The 23,176-nt window shown below is 50.4% G+C and carries 18 protein-coding genes, 2 tRNA genes and 1 pseudogene; 7 read left to right on the forward strand and 14 right to left on the reverse strand.

Going from position 1 to position 23,176, the window contains the following annotated elements; translation table 11 throughout:
* Positions 1–25: 25 nt before the first annotated feature.
* Positions 26–631, reverse strand: a complete 606-nt coding sequence (gene tdk / locus MES37_RS08900; protein WP_064547328.1) for a thymidine kinase — start codon at positions 629–631, stop codon at positions 26–28.
* 556 nt (positions 632–1,187) lie between these two features.
* On the opposite strand from tdk, the gene hns reads away from it, so the two are divergent.
* Entirely contained in the window at positions 1,188–1,598 is a 411-nt protein-coding gene (gene hns, locus MES37_RS08905) for a histone-like nucleoid-structuring protein H-NS (protein ID WP_034494985.1), read from the forward strand.
* Positions 1,599–1,742: 144 nt separating this feature from the next.
* On the opposite strand, the gene MES37_RS08910 is transcribed toward hns, so the two are convergent.
* From MES37_RS08910 to rssA, 5 genes are all read right to left on the reverse strand, one after another.
* Positions 1,743–2,753 (reverse strand): NAD-dependent epimerase, encoded by a 1,011-nt coding sequence (locus tag MES37_RS08910; protein ID WP_064547330.1) that lies wholly within the window; start codon positions 2,751–2,753, stop codon positions 1,743–1,745.
* 14 nt (positions 2,754–2,767) lie between these two features.
* Positions 2,768–4,108: a UDP-glucose dehydrogenase family protein gene (locus MES37_RS08915; RefSeq protein WP_064547332.1), complete on the reverse strand. Its 1,341-nt coding sequence runs from the start codon at positions 4,106–4,108 to the stop codon at positions 2,768–2,770.
* Positions 4,109–4,132: 24 nt separating this feature from the next.
* A complete protein-coding gene (galU, locus tag MES37_RS08920) occupies positions 4,133–5,041 on the reverse strand; it encodes a UTP--glucose-1-phosphate uridylyltransferase GalU (RefSeq protein ID WP_064547333.1) in 909 nt (302 codons plus the stop codon).
* A 199-nt stretch (positions 5,042–5,240) separates the two neighbouring features.
* A complete protein-coding gene (gene rssB, locus MES37_RS08925; RefSeq protein WP_064547335.1) occupies positions 5,241–6,254 on the reverse strand; it encodes a two-component system response regulator RssB in 1,014 nt (337 codons plus the stop codon).
* A gap of 92 nt (positions 6,255–6,346) precedes the next feature.
* Positions 6,347–7,255, reverse strand: a complete 909-nt coding sequence (rssA, locus tag MES37_RS08930) for a patatin-like phospholipase RssA (RefSeq protein WP_064547337.1) — start codon at positions 7,253–7,255, stop codon at positions 6,347–6,349.
* Positions 7,256–7,370: 115 nt separating this feature from the next.
* Here rssA and MES37_RS08935 point away from each other — a divergent pair, with 115 nt between their 5' ends.
* The 4 genes from MES37_RS08935 to MES37_RS08950 all read left to right on the forward strand — a co-directional run bounded on the left by MES37_RS08935 (position 7,371) and on the right by MES37_RS08950 (position 9,104).
* Complete coding sequence (locus MES37_RS08935) at positions 7,371–7,829, forward strand: YchJ family protein (protein ID WP_064547339.1); 459 nt, start codon at positions 7,371–7,373, stop codon at positions 7,827–7,829.
* 53 nt (positions 7,830–7,882) lie between these two features.
* Positions 7,883–8,725: a formyltetrahydrofolate deformylase gene (purU, locus tag MES37_RS08940; protein WP_064547341.1), complete on the forward strand. Its 843-nt coding sequence runs from the start codon at positions 7,883–7,885 to the stop codon at positions 8,723–8,725.
* A 166-nt stretch (positions 8,726–8,891) separates the two neighbouring features.
* Positions 8,892–8,976 (forward strand) — tRNA-Tyr (locus tag MES37_RS08945).
* A 43-nt stretch (positions 8,977–9,019) separates the two neighbouring features.
* Positions 9,020–9,104, forward strand: a tRNA-Tyr gene (locus tag MES37_RS08950).
* A 305-nt stretch (positions 9,105–9,409) separates the two neighbouring features.
* Here the strand turns inward: MES37_RS08950 and narI are convergent.
* From narI to narU, 8 genes are all read right to left on the reverse strand, one after another.
* Positions 9,410–10,087: a respiratory nitrate reductase subunit gamma gene (gene narI / locus MES37_RS08955; protein WP_064547343.1), complete on the reverse strand. Its 678-nt coding sequence runs from the start codon at positions 10,085–10,087 to the stop codon at positions 9,410–9,412.
* Positions 10,088–10,089: 2 nt separating this feature from the next.
* Positions 10,090–10,791 carry a nitrate reductase molybdenum cofactor assembly chaperone gene (narJ, locus tag MES37_RS08960; RefSeq protein WP_237931140.1) on the reverse strand — a complete coding sequence of 234 codons (702 nt, stop codon included), beginning with the start codon at positions 10,789–10,791 and terminating at the stop codon, positions 10,090–10,092.
* Entirely contained in the window at positions 10,788–12,323 is a 1,536-nt protein-coding gene (gene narH, locus MES37_RS08965; protein ID WP_237931141.1) for a nitrate reductase subunit beta, read from the reverse strand. Before narH ends, narJ begins: the two co-directional genes overlap by 4 nt.
* On the reverse strand, positions 12,320–16,066 hold the full coding sequence (locus MES37_RS08970; protein ID WP_237931143.1) for a nitrate reductase subunit alpha: 3,747 nt from the start codon (positions 16,064–16,066) through the stop codon (positions 12,320–12,322). The genes narH and MES37_RS08970 overlap by 4 nt, the downstream gene beginning before the upstream one ends.
* A gap of 299 nt (positions 16,067–16,365) precedes the next feature.
* On the reverse strand, positions 16,366–17,631 hold the full coding sequence (locus MES37_RS08975; protein ID WP_232886818.1) for an MFS transporter: 1,266 nt from the start codon (positions 17,629–17,631) through the stop codon (positions 16,366–16,368).
* 92 nt (positions 17,632–17,723) lie between these two features.
* Complete coding sequence (locus tag MES37_RS08980) at positions 17,724–18,698, reverse strand: sugar phosphate isomerase/epimerase family protein (RefSeq protein WP_064547353.1); 975 nt, start codon at positions 18,696–18,698, stop codon at positions 17,724–17,726.
* An 8-nt stretch (positions 18,699–18,706) separates the two neighbouring features.
* Positions 18,707–19,414, reverse strand: a complete 708-nt coding sequence (locus MES37_RS08985) for a GntR family transcriptional regulator (RefSeq protein ID WP_064547355.1) — start codon at positions 19,412–19,414, stop codon at positions 18,707–18,709.
* Between the two features lie 195 nt (positions 19,415–19,609).
* Positions 19,610–21,004: a nitrate/nitrite transporter NarU gene (narU, locus tag MES37_RS08990; protein WP_064547357.1), complete on the reverse strand. Its 1,395-nt coding sequence runs from the start codon at positions 21,002–21,004 to the stop codon at positions 19,610–19,612.
* A 307-nt stretch (positions 21,005–21,311) separates the two neighbouring features.
* Here narU and narX point away from each other — a divergent pair, with 307 nt between their 5' ends.
* Together narX and MES37_RS09000 are read left to right on the forward strand one after the other, a co-directional pair.
* The gene (gene narX / locus MES37_RS08995; RefSeq protein ID WP_237931145.1) at positions 21,312–23,102 is read left to right on the forward strand and encodes a nitrate/nitrite two-component system sensor histidine kinase NarX; all 1,791 of its coding nucleotides are present in this window, start codon (positions 21,312–21,314) and stop codon (positions 23,100–23,102) included.
* Positions 23,089–23,176, forward strand: a pseudogene (locus MES37_RS09000) (two-component system response regulator NarL); the annotation flags it as partial. The gene narX and the pseudogene MES37_RS09000, both read left to right, overlap by 14 nt.

Genomic DNA, 23,176 nt, shown 5'->3' on the forward strand with positions numbered 1-23,176 from the left:
CTAGCCTTCCCCTCACTTTTATTTTTTATGCGCTCTGGATGCCCTGCAGAGAGCCTTTTTGTAGCGCTTCTTTATAATGCTTGCGGCAAACCGACACATAACGTTCATTGCCACCAATAACCACTTGCTCACCCTGGTTATATGGACGGCCTTCCTGATCAAGTCGCAACACCATACTGGCTTTACGACCACAGAAACAAATAGTTTTTAATTCTACTAGCTTATCTGACCACGCTAATAAATAGCGGCTTCCGCCAAATAATTCGCCCTGAAAATCAGTACGTAATCCATAACACAGTACGGGAATATCTAATTCATCCACCACGTCTGATAACGCTAGTACTTGATCGCGTGTCAGGAACTGGCATTCATCCACCAGAACACAATGCACGGCATCACGCTGATGCTCTTCACTTATTTCATTGAATAATTGGGTTGAGCCATTGTAGAGCTTAGCGGGCGACGATAATCCAATACGTGAACTCACCTTCCCAGAGCCAAACCGGTTGTCAATTTCTGCGGTATACACCAGCGTACGCATCCCGCGCTCTTGATAGTTGTATGAGGATTGCAGTAATGCCGTGGATTTACCCGCATTCATTGCGGAATAGTAAAAGTAGAGTTGTGCCATTGGTCAGCTAGCCTGAGTTAAAATGTAAATATTATTAACACGGATTATATCATAAGCCGTTACAGAGTTATCGTTGCCTGAGGTTTGTAAGAAAAAATTCTGTATTGTTCTTCTGATATATAAGTAGTAGAGCAAAATGGTTGTTATGCACCTGATGTTTGAAGTTCGTCACGCTGCACTTAACTTACGGAGTTTTCAGCATTTTCATTGCTATACGATGGAACTCATTGAATCCCTAATAATAATTATCTATTAAGAATATCCACTGTTTTGGACAATAATACCAAAGGTTGATATTTCACCATTAATGCGGTCACACCTCAATTTAGAGCCTCAACAACCCCTGTTACTATCAGGGTTGTTGTTGAAAAAGTGAGTTATCCACGTTTTGTTTTCCCGCCGTATGAAGCAAAATTTAAGTTAATGTTCTTTTATAAATCGACAAAATATTATGGAATTTTGAATTCCTTACATTCCCGCCTATTGCAGAAGTTAATTTAAGCCTCTATTATTAGCCCATCAAGCCAACCATCAATATAAGATTGAGATTACTAAAATGAGCGAAGCACTTAAAATTCTGAACAACATCCGTACTCTTCGTGCACAAGCTAGAGAATGTACTCTGGAAACGCTGGAAGAAATGCTGGAAAAATTAGAAGTTGTTGTTAACGAACGTCGCGAAGAAGATAATGCTGCTGCTGCAGAAATTGAAGAGCGTACTCGTAAACTGCAACAATACCGTGAAATGCTGATCGCTGACGGCATTGATCCTAACGAATTACTGAATAGCATGGCTGCTGTTAAATCTGCAGGCAAAGCAAAACGCGCTGCGCGCCCAGCTAAATATCAGTACATCGACGAAAACGGCGAAAGCAAAACCTGGACTGGCCAGGGCCGTACTCCAGCAGTAATCAAAAAAGCAATGGAAGAACAAGGCAAGAAACTGGAAGACTTCCTGATTGCCTAATTTTCGCTTTTAGTGCTGCTTATTAAATCCCGCTTCGGCGGGATTTTTATTTGTGTGTAATGTTTTTTTAAATTATGCCGAAAACAGTATCCACAAAAAAGGAAGCCTGAGCTTCCTTTTTCATTTTACAAACTAATCACAGTGTCAGCTGACTTTATAGAATGCCTTATACCAGTCTACAAAGTTCTGTACGCCATCGTTTACTGATGTCTGAGGCTTGAAGCCGATAACATCATACAGCGCCTGTGTATCCGCACTGGTCTCCAGTACATCACCAGGCTGCATAGGAAGCATGTTCTTGTGCGCAACTTTACCCAGTGAGGTTTCCAGGGCCGTAATATAATCCATCAGCGTCACTGGGTTGCTATTACCGATGTTATATACACGATACGGCGCTGAGCTAGTTGCTGGCGTTCCCTCTTCTACCGTCCATTGTGCATCAGCTTGTGGAATGACGTCCTGTAAACGCACAATCGCCTCAGCAATATCATCGATATAAGTAAAATCACGACGCATTTGTCCGTGATTGTAAACATCAATACTCTTCCCTTCGACAATCGCACGAGTAAATTTAAATAACGCCATATCCGGGCGCCCCCACGGACCATAAACGGTAAAGAAACGCAAACCCGTCGTTGGCAATCCATATAAGTGCGAGTAGGTATGTGACATCAACTCGTTGGCTTTTTTAGTTGCCGCATATAAAGAAATTGGATGATCGACACTGTCATCCGTGGAGAACGGGAGTTTACGATTCAGGCCATATACTGAGCTTGAAGACGCATATAACAGATGCCCGACTTTATTATGGCGGCAACCTTCGAGCACATTTAAATGCCCTACCAGATTTGAATCCGCATAAGCGTGAGGGTTATCGATTGAATAACGAACACCAGCTTGCGCAGCAAGATGAATCACACGATCGAATTTCTCAGTGGCAAATAATTGCGCCATACCATTACGATCGGCGAGGTCAATTTTTTCGAAACGGAATGATGAATGAGGAGCAAGGCGATCAAGACGAGCTTGTTTGAGATTGACGTCATAATAGTCGTTCAGGTTATCGATACCGATAACCTGGTGACCGGCGTTGAGCAGACGTTCACTAACATGGAATCCAATAAAGCCTGCGGCGCCGGTAACCAGAAATTTCATACAACCCTCATTTATTATGCAATATTGATGGACGCTCCGCGGCCGATTGCATAATAAACAAAGCCGCGCTTGCTGAGTCTCTCAGGATCATACAGGTTACGGCCGTCAAAGATAACCGGTTGCTTTAGTGATTTCTTAATTGCATCGAAATCAGGTGCACGGAAACTTTGCCACTCTGTACAAATAACCAGAGCATCTGCATCTTGTAATGCAGCTTCTTTGGTACCCATCAATTTCAGGTCTGAACGATGTCCGTAAATGCGCTGGGTTTCATCCATTGCTTCCGGGTCATACGCCTGCACCTGAGCACCGCGTTCCCAAAGCGCTTCCATCAGGACGCGGCTTGAGGCTTCACGCATATCGTCAGTATTCGGTTTGAAAGAGAGCCCCCACAGCGCGAAGGTCTTGCCTTTCAGGTCTTCACCAAAGTGACGAGAAATAAACTCAGGGAGTTTTAACTTCTGGTCGTGGTTTACCTCTTCTACTGCTTGCAGAATACGTGGCGTATAGCCAATCTGCTGAGCAGTACGAATCAGTGCCTGCACATCTTTAGGGAAGCAGGACCCACCATAACCGCAGCCAGGATAGATAAAGCTGTAACCGATGCGCGAGTCAGAACCGATACCCATACGCACTTTCTCGATATCCGCACCCAGACGTTCTGCCAGGTTAGAGATTTCGTTCATAAAGCTGATTTTAGTCGCCAGCATGCAGTTGGCTGCGTACTTGGTCAACTCGGCGCTACGGATATCCATCAGGATCATACGGTCATGATTGCGGTTGAACGGTTCATACAGTTCACGCAATAAATCGACCACATCATCGTTATCAGTACCGATAACAATACGCTCAGGGCGCATACAGTCAGAAACTGCGGCACCTTCCTTCAGGAATTCAGGGTTAGAAACTACATCGAATGGAATTTCTACGCCACGCGCTTTCAGTGTTTCTTCCATTACGCTGCGCACTCTGTCTGCGGTTCCGACTGGAACGGTAGACTTATCGAGCACAACTTTATGAGAAGTCATGTGCTGCGCGATGGTACGCGCCACAGCTGTGACATATTTCAGATCAGCAGAGCCGTCTTCATCAGGCGGCGTGCCAACAGCAATAAATTGCATTTCACCATGATGAACACCCATTTCAGCATCGGTGCTGAACTGCAAACGGCCTTCTTCATAGTTTTTCTTAACCAGTGGCGTTAAGCCAGGTTCAAAAATCGGGATCACGCCGTTTTTCAGATTTTCAACTTTCTTCGCATCGACATCTATGCACATCACTTCGTGACCGACTTCTGCAAGCACCGCAGCCTGCACAAGTCCAACATAGCCGATACCAAATACAGTAACTTTCATCTTTCTATCCTGCGTTGAAATGAATTACTTTTTCGCGCCAACAATCTCTTCTAACCAGGCTTTAAAATCTGGCCCCAGAGAACTATGACGGATACCGTATTCCACAAACGCCTGCATGTAGCCGAGTTTATTACCGCAGTCATGGCTAACGCCTTTCATGTGGTAGGCTTCAACAGTCTGTTTTTCCATCAACATAGCGATGGAGTCAGTCAGCTGAATTTCATCGCCAGCACCCGGAGGCGTTTTGGACAGCAGCGGCCAGATATCTGCCGTCAGGACATAACGCCCCACTACAGCAAGATTGGATGGCGCAACATTTGCTTTCGGCTTCTCAACGATACCCACCATTGGCACGCTATCGCCTGCGTTCAATTCAACGCCTTTGCAGTCAACAACACCATAAGCCGTCACATCTTCTACGGGCTCAACCATGATTTGGCTGTGGCCTGTAGCATCAAAACGTTTGATCATTTCAGCCAGGTTATCCTGGGAAAGATCAGATTCGAACTCATCAAGGATCACATCAGGCAGGATTACCGCAACTGGCTCATCACCCACAACCGGGTGAGCACACAACACGGCGTGACCAAGGCCTTTTGCCAGACCCTGTCGAACCTGCATAATCGTGACATGTGGAGGGCAAATAGCCTGAACTTCTTCCAACAACTGGCGCTTAACGCGTTTTTCCAGCATCGCTTCCAGTTCGAAACTGGTATCGAAATGGTTTTCGATGGAGTTTTTCGAAGAGTGAGTCACCAGAACAATTTCAGTAATACCTGCGGCGATACATTCGTTGACCACATACTGAATTAAAGGTTTATCAACCAAAGGCAACATCTCTTTAGGAATAGCCTTAGTAGCCGGTAACATACGCGTGCCTAATCCCGCGACAGGGATTACTGCTTTTCTTACTTTTGAATTAAGGGCAGCCATTGAAAAATCTCCTGGACTGTTCAAGTTTTCACTTGCAAGTCAATTAAAAAACGCCTCGAGTATATCAGCTTAAAAATGAAATCTACGGCTGTTTACCCGATGCGTTGGTAATTTAAGATAAATACGAATGAGTTAATTGCGATATTAACACCCACGCTGTCAGGGGAGAAAAACTAAATGTTTTCAGTCGTCCAGATGCTCATTCCGCAGACAACATCAGGCGTAATCGTCCGCCCGTACCCCAAACCTGGCACTGCCAGGATTCGCAGCGCTGGCTGATTTGGTTGAGGTAAGTATTGCCCAGGGTTCCTAACGGCACACCGTTGCTGACCTGGATTTGATGCTCGCCGGTATTTAAGGTGGCATTCAGCCCCGCCGAGACCAAAATCAGATTCTTGAGCTCGCTATGATAATAGCCCACCATCAACGGGAATTGGCCGGTCAAATTCGCCTGGCGTAATAACTGGTTCACTTGTTTAAGTAAATTCCCTAACTCTGGTAAGCGCTGGCGTTGCTGGGAAAGATGCTCTTGCAGTAAGCCATTAAATAACGCGCGTAATAACAACGCGGCTAATACACCGTTATCCCCGGCGCGGGTCACATCAAGACAATAAAATGCCAGATCGTTTTCTGAAAGCGGCGCGATATCCAGCACAAGCCCAGGCTGATTAAGGGTGATCAGTTGACGGTAATTGATGCGGCAGTGCGACATCACTTGTTGCACGGGAGGTTGCAACTCTTGCAATAATTTGGATGCTGCCTGCGGGTCGCTAACCAGCGCGTCCCAGTCTTTAAATAATCGCTCTTCTTCTTCGACACGAGAATTGAACATGTTGGGATAGAGGCAGGCGAACACCGTTTCACGCAGGCGGTTGAGATCTTTAATCGGTTTGAGCAAGACATCCTGCACACCAAAGCGTAATGCTTTGGCGATATCTGACATATTTTCGGTGGCCGAAATGACCAGTATCGGCGTTTGAATCCCTTCATTACGCAAATGCTCTACCAGTTTTAGCCCGTTCATGCGCGGCATAGCCAGATCGCAAATCAACAAATCAGGGGCTAAATGGCTCATTTTCTCCAGCGCATCAATGCCATCTGTGGCAACCGTAATTATCGCCCCTAAAGAGGTAAGGTAATTATCCAGCAAAGAGCGGAAAACGGGCTCATCCTCAACAATGAGGATGAGCTTTCCATCGAGTGGCTGTGTCATGTGCGCTCCCCTGACTGGCAATAATTAAATAGTGGCATGGTATGGCCTTGGTCGCCTGTCAGAATTGCCAGAAGTCATGTAAATCAGAAAATTCATTCATGGGTACGAACCAGTGGCAGCAACTCATCTATCTTTTTTTCAACCGCCAGGCTCCCGGCACTGATCGCCTCAGCGGCACGGTGGAAATCCAGAGTTGAAATCTGCGGGCAGAAAGGTTGCAGCAAAATATCTGGTGGGTCGCCCGCCATACGGTTGCGTTTCAGGCGGTTTTCCAACACTTGAATGGAAGTGGTCATGATTTCCATCGCCGTTGGCGTAGTACTGGCTCGTCGGGTGGTGATTTTACCCAGTTGCTCACGCAACCGCCCACGCCAGCTATCAGGTTGCACCTGGTTGTCTGCCAAGGGCGTCGTCATATTGACGGAAAGTAAATCTTGCTGCATCAGATGCGCGTCGTGCTGTAGATCGACTGCGATAACGATATCGGCCCCTAACGCTCGGGTTAGCGACACTGGCACAGGGTTGACCACCGCACCATCCACCAGCCAATAACCGTTGTATCCAACAGGCGACAACAACCCAGGCATGCTACAAGACGCACGAACCGCCTGATGCAGATCACCATCCGTGAACCATAGCTCGCGGCCAGTACTTAAATTGGTGGCAACGGAACCGAAGCGCAGCGCGCAGTCTTCAATATTTTCTTCGGTGATTATCTTGCGAATGTTATTGAACACTCTTTCGCCACGCAACAAACCGCCACGGCGCCAGGAAAGATCCATAAGTCGTAGAACATCCCAATAGCCGAACGAGCGCACCCAGCGTTCCATCATAGGCAAGCGATTACTGGCATAAGCGGCACCGACCAGTGCCCCTACGGAGCAACCTGCAACGATATCAATCTGAATGCCTGCACGTTTTAACGCATTAATGACACCAATATGCGCCCATCCTTTTGCTGCTCCCGACCCTAACGCCAGGCCGATCTTTACCTGTCTCATTCCGCCTCGGTCTTTGTTCCCCGGTATATCATCCGTGACGAAGTCGCCACTGCTCAGTTAACATATCAACCCCGCGTATTTACGCCGACTCTTTTTTTGTAACCAAGGAGATGCTGTGTCGCAACTTTGCCCATGTGGTAGCGGTCTGGAGTATAGCTTATGTTGCCAGCCTTACCTACGCGCAGACCGGTATGCGCCAACCCCGTCACAGCTTATGCGCTCACGTTATACCGCCTATGTGATGCAGGAAGCAGATTATTTGGTAACAAGCTGGTATCCGCAGACACGCAGCCCGACACTGAAAAGCGATATTTCGGGTAGTTTTGCAACGACACATTGGCTGGGTTTGACGGTGTATGAAACCGCTGACGGACGTGATGAGAACGAAGGTTTCGTCGCTTTCGTGGCGCGTTTTGAAGAGCAAGGCGTAGAAAGTGCCATCATCGAACGTTCGCGTTTCTTAAAGGAAAACGGTCAGTGGTACTATGCTGATGGGATGCGCCCACAGTTTGGCCGTAATGACCCCTGCCCTTGCGGCTCCGGGAAAAAATTTAAAAAGTGCTGTGGCCGATAACGAGCCGTGGCAGACATTGAAGCAAATACACGCACAACAGGACTTACCAAGCGATGCAAGCATTACAACGAAAAGTACTACGCACCATCTGCCCTGACGCAAAAGGGTTAATCGCCAAGATCACCAATATTTGTTACAAACACGAGCTGAACATTGTTCAGAACAATGAGTTTGTTGACCATCGCACCGGTCGCTTCTTTATGCGTACCGAGCTTGAAGGTATTTTCAACGACAACACCCTGTTGGCCGATTTAGATAGCGCATTGCCTGAAGGTTCGGTGCGTGAGTTAACGCCTGCTGGCCGTCGCCGCGTCGTCATTCTGGTGACCAAAGAAGCGCACTGCCTGGGCGATCTATTAATGAAAGCCAACTACGGCGGCCTGGATGTCGAAATTGCCGCGGTTATCGGCAATCACGAAACGCTGCGCACTCTGGTAGAACGTTTTGATATTCCGTTTGAGCTGGTGAGCCATGAAGGGCTGACTCGTGAAGATCACGATAAGCAGATGGCAGATGCCATTGAAGCGCACAAACCGGATTACGTGGTACTGGCAAAATATATGCGCGTATTGACGCCAGAATTTGTTTCACGCTTCCCGAACCAGATTATCAATATCCACCATTCGTTCCTGCCGGCGTTTATCGGCGCTCGTCCTTATCACCAGGCATACGAACGTGGCGTGAAGATCATCGGTGCCACCGCGCACTATGTGAATGACAATCTGGATGAAGGCCCAATCATCATGCAGGATGTAATTCACGTCGATCACACCTACACCGCAGAAGATATGATGCGCGCCGGGCGTGATGTTGAGAAAAACGTTTTAAGCCGCGCGTTATACCAGGTACTGGCGCAACGCGTGTTTGTTTATGGCAATCGCACCATCATTCTCTAGCTGTTGGCGTATGAATTGTTTAGCTTTACAACGTTACGTGTAAAAAAACGGCAAACGATTCATTTTCTTACAGTGAATGCTTTACAGCGGCGCTTCATTTGATATGATGCGCCCCGCTTCCAGACAAAGGACGCGAGCAAGAAAGCCAACAAAATGTAATACCCCTGGCGGGGTTCCCGAGCGGCCAAAGGGAGCAGACTGTAAATCTGCCGTCATCGACTTCGAAGGTTCGAATCCTTCCCCCGCCACCATCTTCAAGCTTCAAAAGCACGGCCTGTAATAGCAAACACCCCTGGCGGGGTTCCCGAGCGGCCAAAGGGAGCAGACTGTAAATCTGCCGTCATCGACTTCGAAGGTTCGAATCCTTCCCCCGCCACCATCTCTTAGTAATAACTCCCGAACTTATCCAAATCGCACCATACTCAGCACTTCTTGTTGGATGACGCTTCGCTTATCCAACCTACAAAACCAAAATTCAAAACCAAAACCAAAATCAAAACCGAACCGTAGGTCGGATAAGCGCAGCGTCATCCGACACAGCCACTACAAAACCAAAATTCAAAACCAAAACCAAAACCGAACCGTAGGTCGGATAAGCGCAGCGTCATCCGACACAGCCACGCCAACAAAAGCGCAAAAAAATACCCGGCCTAAGCCAGGTATCTTCAAATTAAACAACAAAACTTAGCGACGAGCGCGAACCACCTGATACTTACGCGTCAAATACTCCACCGGCGCGCTCCATACATGCACCAGACGGGTGAATGGGAATAACAGGAACAGCGTCATACCCAATACCAAATGCACGCGGAAGATAAACGCCACGCCATCAAGGTGCTCAGATGCACCGCCCTGGAACGTCACCACTGCCTGCGCCCAGCCGACCAGTTTCATCATCTCGCTGCCATCCATATGTTGGGCAGAGAATGGAATGGTCAACAAGCCCAGTGCGCACTGAATCATCAACAGGCTAAGGATCAGTATATCCGCCGTCGTTGATGTCGCACGAATCCGCGGGTTAAACAGACGGCGCTTAAGCAGCAACAAACCACCCACCAGCGTCATCACGCCACATGCACCACCGGCAATCATCGCCATTTTCTGCTTCACATCGATAGGCAGGAAAGACTCATACATCCAGTGCGGCGTTAACATCCCCAGTAAGTGACCAGCGAAAATCCCCAGAATCCCGATATGGAACAGGTTGGACGCCAGGTTCATCCCTTTGCGATCCAGCATCTGACTGGAACCGGCTTTCCAGGTGTACTGGCCGTAGTCGTAACGCAACCAACTGCCGAGCAGGAATACCGTGCCGCAAATGTACGGATAGATGTCGTAGAAGAACACATTGAGAAATTGCATGATTACTGTCCTCCGATATTCAGATACTGCGGAGCGACAGCCCCGGCAAAACGACGCTGATGGCTGCTGATTTCAGACTCGCCGCACCCTGCGTCAGCCACAAATTTCACCTGTTCTTCTTCCCAGACGGCGTCCAGTGCTTGCAGCGTATCATCACGTGCTTCATCCGCAATTTGCTGGCTAACGCTTTCCACCACCACATCGCTTTGCGAGATAGCCAACAGCACATCAAACAGCGCCGCATAATCGCTTTCACGCTGTTTCAGGCGTGCTGCCAGCAGAGCCAGAATCGGCGCGACATCCTGCAAACCGCCACGCGCCTCGCTTTCTTCCCGCTGCGACAGATATTCCAGATACAGCGGCAGATGGTCCGGCAGCTCACGGCTGTCAATTTCCATACCCGCCTGCTGATACTGGTTCATCAGGTTGACCATCGCCTGGCCACGGTCACGAGATTCGCCGTGAACATGTTCAAACAACAGCAATGAAGTGGCGCGCCCACGGTCAAACAGCTGGCTGTAACTGGCCTGCGCATCCAGCAAATCACGGCTGCACAGCGCCGTAATAAAGCCGTTGAGTTGAGCAGCCTGTTGCAAATTAAGCGCCTCGCCCTCGGCTAAAGCATCGCGTAGCTCTTGTTGATGCTGCCAAAGAGTATCATCCGGGTACTCAAGCAAACGGGAAATGATCAGCAGCTCAATCATGGTTTTGGCTCCGTTTTGTTCGACACATCAATCGCGTCGATACGTTTGCTGTTGAACAGGTTGAATTTGCTATCAGAACCGTGGCAACCGTCGCCAAAACTGAAGCCGCAGCCTTTGCTTTCAGGGAACGCATCCGCCGCCAGCTCGCGGTGGCTTGATGGCACCACGAAACGATCTTCGTAGTTAGCAATCGCCAGATAGCGATACATTTCCTGCGCCTGCGCTTCCGTCAGCCCAACTTCTTCCAGTGCACGGGTATCAATAACGCCTTCGACCGTTTCAGCACGTTTGTAATGGCGCATCGCCATCATGCGTTTCAGCGCACGCAGCACCGGCGCGGTGTCGCCCGCCGTCAGCAAGTTCGCCAGGTATTCAACAGGAATACGCAGGCTTTCAACGTCAGGCAGAATGCCGGTATGCGGCAGTTCACCCGCGTCAGCCGCAGACTGAATTGGCGACAACGGCGGCACATACCAAACCATCGGCAGCGTGCGATATTCAGGATGCAGCGGCAGCGCCAGCTTCCAGTCGATCGCCATTTTGTACACTGGCGACTGCTGCGCGGCATCAATCACACTCTGCGGCACGCCATCTTTCAGCGCCTGTTCGATAACCGCCGGGTCGTTCGGGTTGAGGAAAATACTCAACTGGCGCTCGTAGAGATCTTTTTCGTTCTCGGTACTGGCGGCCTGTTCAATGGCATCGGCGTCATACAACACCACGCCGAGGTAACGAATACGGCCCACACAGGTTTCCGAACAGACTGTCGGCATCCCCGCTTCAATACGCGGATAACAGAAAATGCACTTCTCTGATTTGCCGGTTTTCCAGTTGAAGTAGATCTTTTTGTACGGGCAACCGGTGATACACATCCGCCAGCCGCGGCATTTGTCCTGGTCAATCAGCACAATGCCGTCTTCTTCACGCTTATAAATCGCCCCGCTTGGGCAAGTCGCGACACAGGCTGGATTCAGGCAGTGTTCGCACAAGCGCGGCAAATACATCATGAAGGTGTTTTCGAACTGGCCGTACATCGCCTTCTGCATGTTCTGGAAGTTCTGATCTTTGGCGCGTTTTTCAAATTCGCCACCGAGGATCTCTTCCCAGTTCGGGCCCGCTTCGATTTTGTTCATCCGTTGGCCGGTAATCAGCGAGCGCGGGCGCGCAATCGGCTGGTGCTTGCCTTCCGGTGCGTTATGCAGATGCTGATAGTCGTAATCAAACGGCTCGTAATAATCGTCGATGCCCGGCAGATGCGGGTTAGCAAAGATTTTACCCAGCAACATGGCGCGGTTACCCATGCGTGGTTGCAGTTTGCCGTTGATTTTACGGATCCAACCGCCCTTCCATTTTTCCTGGTTTTCCCAGTCGTTCGGGTAGCCAATCCCCGGTTTGGTTTCGACGTTGTTAAACCACGCGTACTCCATCCCTTCGCGGCTGGTCCAGACGTTTTTGCAGGTCACAGAACAGGTGTGACAGCCGATGCACTTATCAAGATTCAGCACCATGCCGACTTGTGAACGAATTTTCATTTTACGCTCTCCTGTTTCTGGTCGTTGCCTTCACCGTCTAACCAGTTAATGTCTTTCATCTTGCGCACCACCACGAACTCATCACGATTGGAACCGACGGTGCCGTAGTAGTTAAAGCCGTAAGCCAGTTGCGCGTAACCGCCAATCATGTGCGTCGGTTTCGGGCTAATACGGGTGACCGAGTTATGAATCCCGCCACGCTGGCCGGTAATTTCAGAACCCGGCAAGTTCACAATGCGTTCCTGCGCGTGATACATCATGGTCATGCCTTCAGGCACGCGCTGGCTGACCACTGCACGCGCCGTCAGCGCACCGTTTTTGTTGAACACTTCAATCCAGTCGTTATCTTCGATGCCCAAATCTTTGGCGTCGATTTCACTCATCCAGACAATCGGCCCGCCGCGTGACAGCGTCAGCATCAGCAAGTTGTCGCTATAAGTTGAGTGAATGCCCCATTTCTGGTGCGGCGTCAGGAAGTTCAGCGCTTTCTCCGGATTACCGTTGGATTTTTTACCCATCACGCCTTTGACGGAGCGGGTATCAATCGGTGGACGGTACACCAGCAGGCTTTCGCCAAAATCACGCATCCACTGGTGATCCTGATACAGCTGCTGGCGGCCAGACAGGGTGCGCCATGGAATCAGCTCGTGAACGTTGGTGTAACCGGCGCTGTAAGAAACGTGTTCATCTTCCAGGCCCGACCAGGTTGGGCTGGAGATAATTTTGCGCGGCTGTGCCTGAATATCGCGGAAGCGAATCTTTTCATCTTCTTTATTGAGCGCCAGATGCGTATGGTCACGACCGGTAAATTCGCTGAGCGCCGCCCAGGCTTTCACGGCAACCTGGCCGTTGGTTTCGGGTGCCAGGGTGAGGATCATTTCAGCGGCATCAATAGCCGTGTTGAGAGTCGGCTGGCCAATCGCTGGGCCGTCGGCTTTGGTGTAATTGAGCTTACGCAGCAGGTCCATCTCAGACTGGGTATTCCAGGCGATGCCCTTGCCGCCGTTACCGAGGGTTTCCATCAACGGGCCAATCGAGGTGAAACGCTCGTAAGTCGCCGGGTAATCACGTTCAACCGTCACCAGATGCGGTGCGGTTTTACCTGGGATCAGGTCGCATTCGCCTTTTTTCCAGTCCATCACGCCAAACGGCTGCGCCAGTTCTGCTGCGGAATCATGCTGAATTGGCAGCGTTACCACGTCGGTTTCTTTGCCTAAATGGCCGACACACACTTCAGAGAATTTCTTAGCGATGGCTTTATAGATTTCCCAGTCGCTTTTTGAATCCCAGGCTGGGTCAACGGCTGCAGAAAGCGGGTGAATAAACGGATGCATATCCGAAGTATTCATATCGTCTTTCTCATACCAGGTGGCCGTTGGCAGCACGATATCGGAATACAAACAGGTGCTCGACAAACGGAAGTCCAGCGTTACAACCAGATCCAGTTTTCCATCGAGGCCGTTATCCACCCACTCGACTTCTTCCGGCATCACGCCGCCTTCTTTACCGAGGTCTTTGCCCTGAATACCGTTTTCGGTACCCAGCAGGTATTTGAGCATGTACTCGTGGCCCTTACCGGAAGAACCCAGCAGGTTTGAACGCCAGACGAACAAGTTGCGCGGATGGTTATTGCCGGCATCCGGTTGCTCGGCGGCAAAACGAATATCGCCACTTTTCAGCTGCTGAACGGTGTAATCCGCCGGGCTCATGCCTGCCGCTTTCGCCTGCTGTGCAATATGCAGCGGGTTAGTGTTGAGCTGAGGTGCTGACGGCAACCAGCCCATGCGTTCAGCACGCACGTTGAAGTCAATCAAATGGCCGCTATAACGGGATTTATCTGCCAGCGGAGAGAGCAGTTCTTCTGCGGTCAACGATTCATAGCGCCACTGGCTGGAGTGGTTGTAGAAGAATGACGTGCTGTTCATATGGCGCGGTGGGCGCTGCCAGTCGAGGGCGAACGCCAGCGGAGTCCAGCCGGTTTGTGGGCGCAGTTTTTCCTGGCCAACGTAGTGTGCCCAGCCGCCACCGCTTTGGCCGACGCAACCGCAGAAGATCAGCATGTTGATCAGGCCACGGTAGTTCATGTCCATGTGGAACCAGTGGTTCATACCGGCACCGACGATAATCATCGAGCGGCCATGGGTTTTATCTGCGTTGTCAGCAAACTCACGTGCGATGCGGATAATGTTCTGGCGAGAAACGCCGGTGATTTGCTCAGCCCACGCTGGGGTATACGCTTTAACATCGTCATAGCTTGCTGCGCAATTCGAGTCGTCCAGACCACGATCGAGGCCATAGTTGGCCAGCGTCAGGTCATAAACGGTGGTCACTAACGCGCTTGAACCATCAGCCAGTTGAAGTCGTTTAACCGGCAGTTTGTGCATCAGTACGTTATCGAGCTTCACGTTGCTGAAGTGTTCGGTGCTTTCACCACCAAAGTATGGGAAACCGACATCCGCCACTTCGTCGTGGCTACCCAACAGGCTCAGGCGCAGTTCAGCTTCTTCACCGCTGGTGCCATCGCGCTGCTCAAGGTTCCACTTGCCCTTCTCGCCCCAGCGGTAACCAATCGAACCATTCGGTGCCAGCAGTTCGCCGTTCTGGCTATCGATGGCCACGGTTTTCCACTGCGGGTTATTTTCCTGGCCGAGGCCATCCACCAGATCAGATGCGCGCAGCATACGGCCTGCTGCGTAGAAGCCGTCACGCTCTTCGAGCATCACCAGCATTGGCATGTCGGTATAGCGGCGCACGTAATCGGTGAAATACTGGCTCGGGTTATCGAGGTGGAACTCACGCAGCATCACGTGGCCCATTGCCAGCGCCATCGCGGCATCAGTGCCTTGTTTTGGTGCCAGCCACTGGTCGCACAGTTTGGCGATTTCGGCGTAATCCGGCGTCACCGCCACAGTTTTGGTGCCTTTGTAACGCACTTCGGTAAAGAAGTGGGCATCAGGTGTACGCGTCTGCGGGACGTTAGAACCCCAGGCGATAATGTAGCTGGAGTTGTACCAGTCGGCCGATTCCGGCACGTCCGTTTGCTCGCCCCAGGTCATTGGCGAAGCCGGTGGCAAATCGCAGTACCAGTCGTAGAAGCTCAGACAGGTGCCGCCAATCAGTGAAAGATAGCGCGCGCCAGAAGCGTACGAAACCATCGACATCGCTGGAATCGGTGAGAAACCCGCGATACGGTCAGGGCCGAAGGTTTTGGCAGTAAAGACGTTGGCGGCAGCAATCAGCTCATTCACCTCCTGCCAGCTAGAGCGCACAAAACCACCGCGACCACGGGCTTGTTTATAGCTTTTGGCTTTTTCCGCGTCGTTGATGATGGAAGCCCAGGCGTCGACCGGGTCAGCATGAAGGGTTTTAGCTTCACGCCACAGTTTGATCAGGTGCTTGCGCATCAAAGGATATTTCAGGCGGTTGGCGCTGTAGAGATACCAGGAGTAGCTTGCACCGCGTGGGCAGCCGCGTGGCTCATGGTTTGGCATATCAGGGCGGGTACGCGGGTAGTCGGTTTGCTGAGTTTCCCAGGTCACCAGGCCGCTTTTGACGTAGATCTTCCAGCTACAGGAGCCTGTGCAGTTTACACCGTGAGTGGAGCGAACCACTTTGTCGTGCTGCCAACGCTGACGATAACCTTCTTCCCAATCACGGTTGGTATCGAGCAGTTGGCCATGTCCATCGGCAAAAGTTTCGCCCTTCTGTTTGAAGTAACGAAACCGGTCAAGAAATTTGCTCATCGGGGTTCTCCTGATGTGGAGCCTGGAGGCTCTTCTGGTAAGGTCGACATTGCTAAGACTGCTGGCACGGTAACCCGCGCATAGGTGGGGAGAATTGATGAGGATCAACTGGGGTTGAGCAGTTTCCAGGCAAGAACAGCCGATATACCACCAAAGTGGCAAGCGCCAAACAGAAAGTAAGTCATTAATAAAAAAGATTATTTATCGGTATTTACGGCTAAAAAGGAGTTGAAAATTGAGAGACTGGGTATTAAGGGGTAATCACTGGGGCTTGCAGCAAGGCAAGCCCCAAATATTCATCAGACAGATTCGACAAGTTCAGGCTGGCGAGTCGCACGGATGTTTCTCATCAGCAGGCCAGAAACGATAATCCCTGCGCAAGCGAATACCGCCATCAAACCAAACACAATCTGGTAGCCGATAAGCCCAGCGTTGTGGTCCAGAATATAACCATACAGGCTGTAGCAGAACATCGCCGGGGCATAACCAATAAAGCTGCCCAGCGCCATCGCCGCACCGGTGTTCTTTTCACTGATGCCCGCCTCGCCGATAGGGGCAAAGAACACGGCACGTTGGGTAAAGATCACTGCGCCAAACAGCAAAGTACAAGCCATACCCAAATAAACAGGCATATGTTCATGTGGTAATAAAATCAGGCCGACTAATGCAATGGCACTAACAATAAAGGTATAGAACAGATACTTGCTTGGTGATTTTAAAACTTTATCGGCAATTAAACCACCAATTGGGCCACCGACCATTTTCAGGCAATATTGGTTAATAATCCCGTAAGCACCCACCAGGGCAATCGGTAATGCGTAGATATTTCTTAAGAATGGAATAAAGAAAGTCAGGCCGCAATACACCGCATACACAAAGAATACGCTGAAAGCAATTAACCAAACGGTCTTATTTTTTAATACGCTACCCATACCTGGTTTATCTGCTTTTTCCCCGGAACATTCTTGCTTCACCACTTGTTCTTCCGGGCTTTCTTTCAGCACAAACATAATGACCACGCCGACGACAATCGCGATAGCGGAATAGAATATAATAGCTGCTCTAAAACCAAAGTAGTCGCTACCGAACCAGGTAAACACTGCCAGTGCACTGAAGGCAATAATAGTATCAACAATGCCACGTCCGGTTTCGAAGAAGCCAAACAAGCGCCCTTGCTGGGTGTTGTCACCGAGTAAACTGACGGACTTTAGTAGCACCGGCCAGTTGAGCATGTCGCAGGTCACACCAAACAGCGCCCAAACAAACAGTATCCCCCAATAGCCCGGCATGGTGGATAAGTAAATACCTAACAGACCGGTGGCGATCAGTGAAAACGACATGGTAAACCGGCGTGGCAGACGGTCAGAAAAATAAATAGACAGGAAGAAACCAATCGTCGTGACAATCGAGTTGACCGACATCGCGTTACCAATTTCACCGTTGGTGAGATGAAAATACTCCTGCATAGGAACATAAAATGCATCTTTCAATGAAGGCAATTTATATATTGTTCCACCGCACAGAACCAAAAGACTAAATATAGTCCATCTTTTTTTAGTTAGCATAAGACACCCCACCCTGAATTAGCGGCATTCATTATTTTTGAGAATATAGCCATCTCACACAATGTGAGAAATCTGGCTTTAAATGATTTTAATTATTTATTTAAAACAGCTAGCGCATCTTTATTCAAGTCAGCAACAATATTGCGGACATGACTTATTTGATTCATTGCATCATCAATTTCTTTATTCAGCCTTTCAGCCAGCCCCGATGTGGGTAAAGGAGTTTCACTCATCTCACGTAATGGGATCCATGGGTTGCTGTCTTCATCGGTAAAACGAAATGCGGGCGCGTAATAATCCACTTCTTCTTCCAGACCGAATGCCGTGACCTGGGGTTTATCCTCACCCAAACAGATTAATTGCAGCAGCAACTCTTTAAACGGCAATTCTCCTTGCCCGGAAATACATGCGGTATGTCCGCGCCCGGTACCTTCGTGATTAATCAGCGCATCTTTGATATGTACCTGGGTGGTTTCTTTTCCCATCACCGCCAACGCTTCAAGTGGCTCTTCATTGGCATTAATCATGTTGGCAAAATCAAACAGCAGGGAAAGCTGCGGGAAGTCGGCCTGTTGCACCAGGTGCACCAATTCGTGACTTTGCAGATCTTCGTGTTGCTCAAGGGTAAAGGTCAGGCCGCTGTGTTGGTATTGCGCTTTAATGTACTGAATATCCTTCGCAATAATGTCCATTACCTCAGACAACGAACCTTCATAGCGAGGGTAAAACCGCACTGAGGTGGCACCCGATTTCAGCGCAATATTGACCGCTTCATCAATCGTCCGCGCATCCGACGCACTGGTTTCGATATGCACATCCAGCCCTAGCTGGCGCGCTTTCGCCGCAAAACGCTCGAGCCGCTCACCGCTGGCATGCCTTAGCGACTGGCTTTCACCATCAACAACATGAATCTTCACCCCTTTCAGTTGCTGTTGGCTGGCAATATCCAGCAAATCTTCCGGCAGGATCTTCTCCATACGCATGTTTAAATGAAACGCATAGGCATGCAGATAAAGCGGCAGATTTGCGGCGCGCTCGACAATTTTTGTAGCTTGGATGCTATCCATGGTAACTCCTATAAATCGATATAAAACTCTACAGATTCAAAACGCCAATATTCAATATCAACCTGAATAACGTGCCCGGCTTCGTCGGCACGGTATTTTTCAACACGGATAGCCGGTGTACCGGGCGTGCCGCCCATACCTTTGCAGGCGCCCGCCGAAAGCCGTGTTGGTTTAAACGCTAAGTGCTGCGTGTGCGAGCTTTTGCCGAAGGCTTCTTGCCACACATCAACAAATGAACGGTCGCCTAATTTGTCGATAAAACCGGGTGCAAACTGCGCATTGATAAAGGTTTCATGATAGAAAACTTTATGATTATCAAGGGCTCCCCATCCACAAATCTGGTAGATTTCATCACCCTCTTTGACGTTCAACAACGCCAAAATTTCCGGCTCAGCACTATAAACACGCTCTTTCTCCAGGAATCCCCAGGATGGCAAACGGCCCTGTTCAAGTGCGGCCTGCTTAAAACTGGTGGACGTGTTCGGGGTGTATTTGAAACACGGTAAGGCAACGAACCAGCCGCGACGATCTTTACGGAAGATCTTTTCTTCCCCTTCGAGAAACAACAGCGCCTGCCGCAGTGTCATGCGCTTGATGCCCAGTAACTCTTCCAGTTCACGTTCAGAAGGTAATTTACTGCCCGGCTGTACCACACCTTTGCTCAGCCAGTCGTTGAGCATCTCTTTTGCGGCTTCTACTGTGGAACGGCTTTTCATGCTTTAACCCATTTGGTTTAAACCAGATTTACGGCAAAGGTACTCTTTGCCTGCGAAAGTGACAATGGTACCAGGGGTAGTAGTTATTCTAAATGTGAGGTTTCTCTCAGAATAAGGCAGGATCAGGGGGGTATTTCAGGCAAAAAAAAGCGCGACCGAAGCCGCGCAAGGGATAACCAAATGGTTAAAAATGGACTATTTACGCGATGATTTGCGGCCATAAACGGCCCAGGTAATCACCACACAAACAATGTAGAACACCAGGAAAACTTTCATTGCCCCCGCCGGAGAACCGGTTAGAGCAAGGGATGTACCAAATGCTTTCGGGATAAAGAAGCCGCCAACAGCACCAATCGCCGAGATAAAGCCCAGTGCCGCCGCCGTATCGGTTGCCGCTTCGCGCAGCGCTCTTTCTTCAGTGCCGCCCTGCGCTTTCACACGATCCATGGTCAACTTACGGAAGATAACGGAGATCATCTGGAAGGTGGAACCACTCCCCAAACCCGCCGTCAGGAACAACATCAGGAATACCCCGAAGAAGGCGATAAAGTTACCGCCGACACCATTGTGTGGCAGCGTGGTAAACAGCAACGCACTGAAAATCGCCATAAATACAAAGTTAATCAGCGACACTTTGGTGCCACCAAAACGGTCGGAAATTGCGCCACCCGCAGAACGCGCCAGCGCACCGAACAGCGGGCCAAAGAAGGCGAAGTGCAGAATGTTGACATCCGGGAACTGGGTTTTTGCCAGCATCGCAAAACCGGCAGAAAAACCGATAAACGAACCGAAAGTCGCCAGATAGAGTACGCCCATGATCCACAAGTGCGCGCGTTTAAGCACCGGCAACTGTTCTTTCAACGAGGCTTTCGAGGTGGCGAGGTCGTGCATACCAAACCACGCGGCGAGAGTGAAAATCGCCAGCAATGGCACCCACACCCAGGCGGCGTTTTCGAGGAACAGCATGGTGCCATCCGCTTGCTCAACGCCAGTTCCACCGAATACTGCAAACATCGACAGCGAAATCACCAGCGGCGCAACAAGCTGCATCACGCTCACGCCCAGGTTCCCCAGTCCGCCGTTAATACCCAGTGCACCACCCTGTTTTGCTTTCGGGAAGAAGAAACTGATATTCGCCATGCTGGAGGCAAAGTTTGCCCCCGCAAAACCGCAAAGCAGCGCGATGATGATGAACACGCTAAATGGCGTTGCTGGGTTTTGCACCGCAAAACCTAACCACACGCAAGGAATGATCAAAATCCCGGTACTGAACGCCGTCCAGCGGCGGCCACCGAATACCGGCACCATAAAGGAGTAAGGCACGCGCAACAAAGCCCCGGAAACTGACGGCAGCGCGGTCAGCATAAACAACTGGTCAGTAGTGAAGTTGAAACCCACCTTATTCAGGTTTACCGCCACCGCACTAAACAGCATCCACACGCAGAATGCTAACAACAAACAAGGTACGGAAATCCATAAATTGCGGCTGGCAATGCCGTGACCCCTGCTTTGCCAAAACGCCGGTTCTTCTGGTCGCCACTCGGTAATAAGCGATCCCGTTTTTTGGCTACTATCGGGAGACTGGGACATAAACACCTCAAAAAAAGTGAGAGTAATTGCCGCCACATTAGGGGCTAATCAGGAATAGAAATTGATGTGAATCAAGGGATAAACCATCTAAACAACGTTCAAAAACTCACCGTCATTCTTTATGGGTAAGCACTGAAAATGAAAATAGTGTGGTTTTTCACATGGCTGAAAGCAGGTGTTAGTCACCCGCTATCTCGCTATGCCACCCCTGGCAATTAGTGGGTAATCCTTAAGGGGTATGGGTATACTCCAGGGGATGTCTGAGAATACCCGCACTCTCTATCCTGACTCCGGAGTTCACCTTTCGATGCTAAAACGCCTGCTGTCCCCTCTCACCTTGTTTAACCAACTGGCATTGATAGTGCTGTTGTTGGCGTTGCTCGGTGTTGCGGGAATGAGCCTGGCAAGTTGGCTGGCACAAGGTATTCAGGGCAACGCGCACGCTATCAACAAAGCCGGGTCGATGCGCATGCAGAGCTATCGTCTGCTAGCCGCCATTCCGCTCACCGAACAGGACAGCGCCCTGCTCGACGAGATGGAAAAAACCACCTGGAGCAACGATTTAGCACAAGCCGCACAGCAGGATGGGCAACAAGACAAATTAGCTGCACTGCAACATTACTGGCGCGAGGTGCTAGAACCCGCACTGCGTCGTGCCCAGAATGCCGACCAGGTCAAACCGCATGTCGCGGGTTTCGTCGGGCGCATAGACCAACTGGTCACCACCTTTGATCACACCACCGAACTGCGCCTGCAGCGAATTATTCAGCTACAAATGGGCATGGCCGCGTTAATGGGTTTGCTGATCATTTTCACCGTCATCTGGTTACGCAAACGCCTGCTACGCCCGTGGCAAAAATTATTGACTATGGCTCAGGCGATTGGCCAGCGTGACTTCACCCATCGCGTGCAGGTGCGCGGGCGAAATGAGATGGCAACGCTGGGCATCGCCTTAAACAGTATGTCGGCGGAACTGGCAGAAAGTTACGCCAGCCTTGAGCAGCGCGTGCGCGAGAAAACCGCCGGGCTTGAGCAAAAGAATCAGATGTTATCGTTTCTCTATCAGGCCAATCGCCGCCTGCACTCGCAGGCTCCGCTGTGCCAGCGCCTGTCTCCGGTACTCAGCGAACTACAGCATTTGACGCCGCTGCGGAATCTCGAATTGCGGGTGTATGAGTATGAAGATGAAGAGAATTACGAAGAATACACCTACCAGCCAGACAGCAGTTGCGAAGCCAGCGGCTGCAATCTTTGCCCACGCGAACCGGCACCGCAGCCTTGCGAATCCACGCCGCAAAAGTGGCGATTAACCGACAACCACATTCAATATGGCCTGGTGCTGGCGCAATTACCGATCGGCTGCAGTCTGACGCACGACCAGCAGCAATTAGTGCTGACCCTGATGGAACAACTGACGGCCACTCTCGCGCTGGAAAGGCAATATGAACGCCAACAGCAACTGGTGGTGATGGAAGAGCGTTCCGCCATTGCCCGTGAACTGCACGACTCCATCGCCCAATCGCTATCCTGCCTGAAGATGCAGGTCAGCTGTTTGCAAATGCAGGGGGCCACGCTGCCGCCTGAGATGCAGACCTTACTCAGCCAGATGCGCAGCGAACTGAATACTTCATGGCGACAGTTGCGCGAACTGCTGACCACTTTCCGCCTGCAGTTAATCGAGCCTGGACTGCGTCCGGCACTTGAAGAGAGTTGCCGCGAGTTTAGTGAAAAACTGGGTTTCCCGGTGGTTCTTGATTATCAAGTACCGCCGCGTCTGGTGCCCTCACATCAGGCGATTCATCTGGTGCAAATCACCCGTGAAGCGTTGAATAACTGCCTCAAACACGCCCGCGCCACCGCGTGTGGGGTAAGCGTGATACATCGCGAGAATCAAATGACCTTAACCATATGGGATAACGGTCGTGGTATCCCCGACAACGGCGAGCGGCGCAATCATTACGGACTGATCATTATGCGTGACCGCGCGCAGAGTCTGAAAGGTGACTGCCAGGTACTGGCGCGCCCAAATGGCGGTACCCAGATCGTCGTCAGTTTTATCCCCGAAATAGCCACAGGAGCCAATCATGAGTCACCCTGAAGCCTCAACCATTTTGCTCATCGACGATCATCCGATGCTGCGTACTGGTGTTAAACAATTGATCAGTATGGCGC

The sequence above is a fragment of the Buttiauxella sp. S19-1 genome, from assembly GCF_022134725.1.
Classification (GTDB): domain Bacteria; phylum Pseudomonadota; class Gammaproteobacteria; order Enterobacterales; family Enterobacteriaceae; genus Buttiauxella; species Buttiauxella ferragutiae.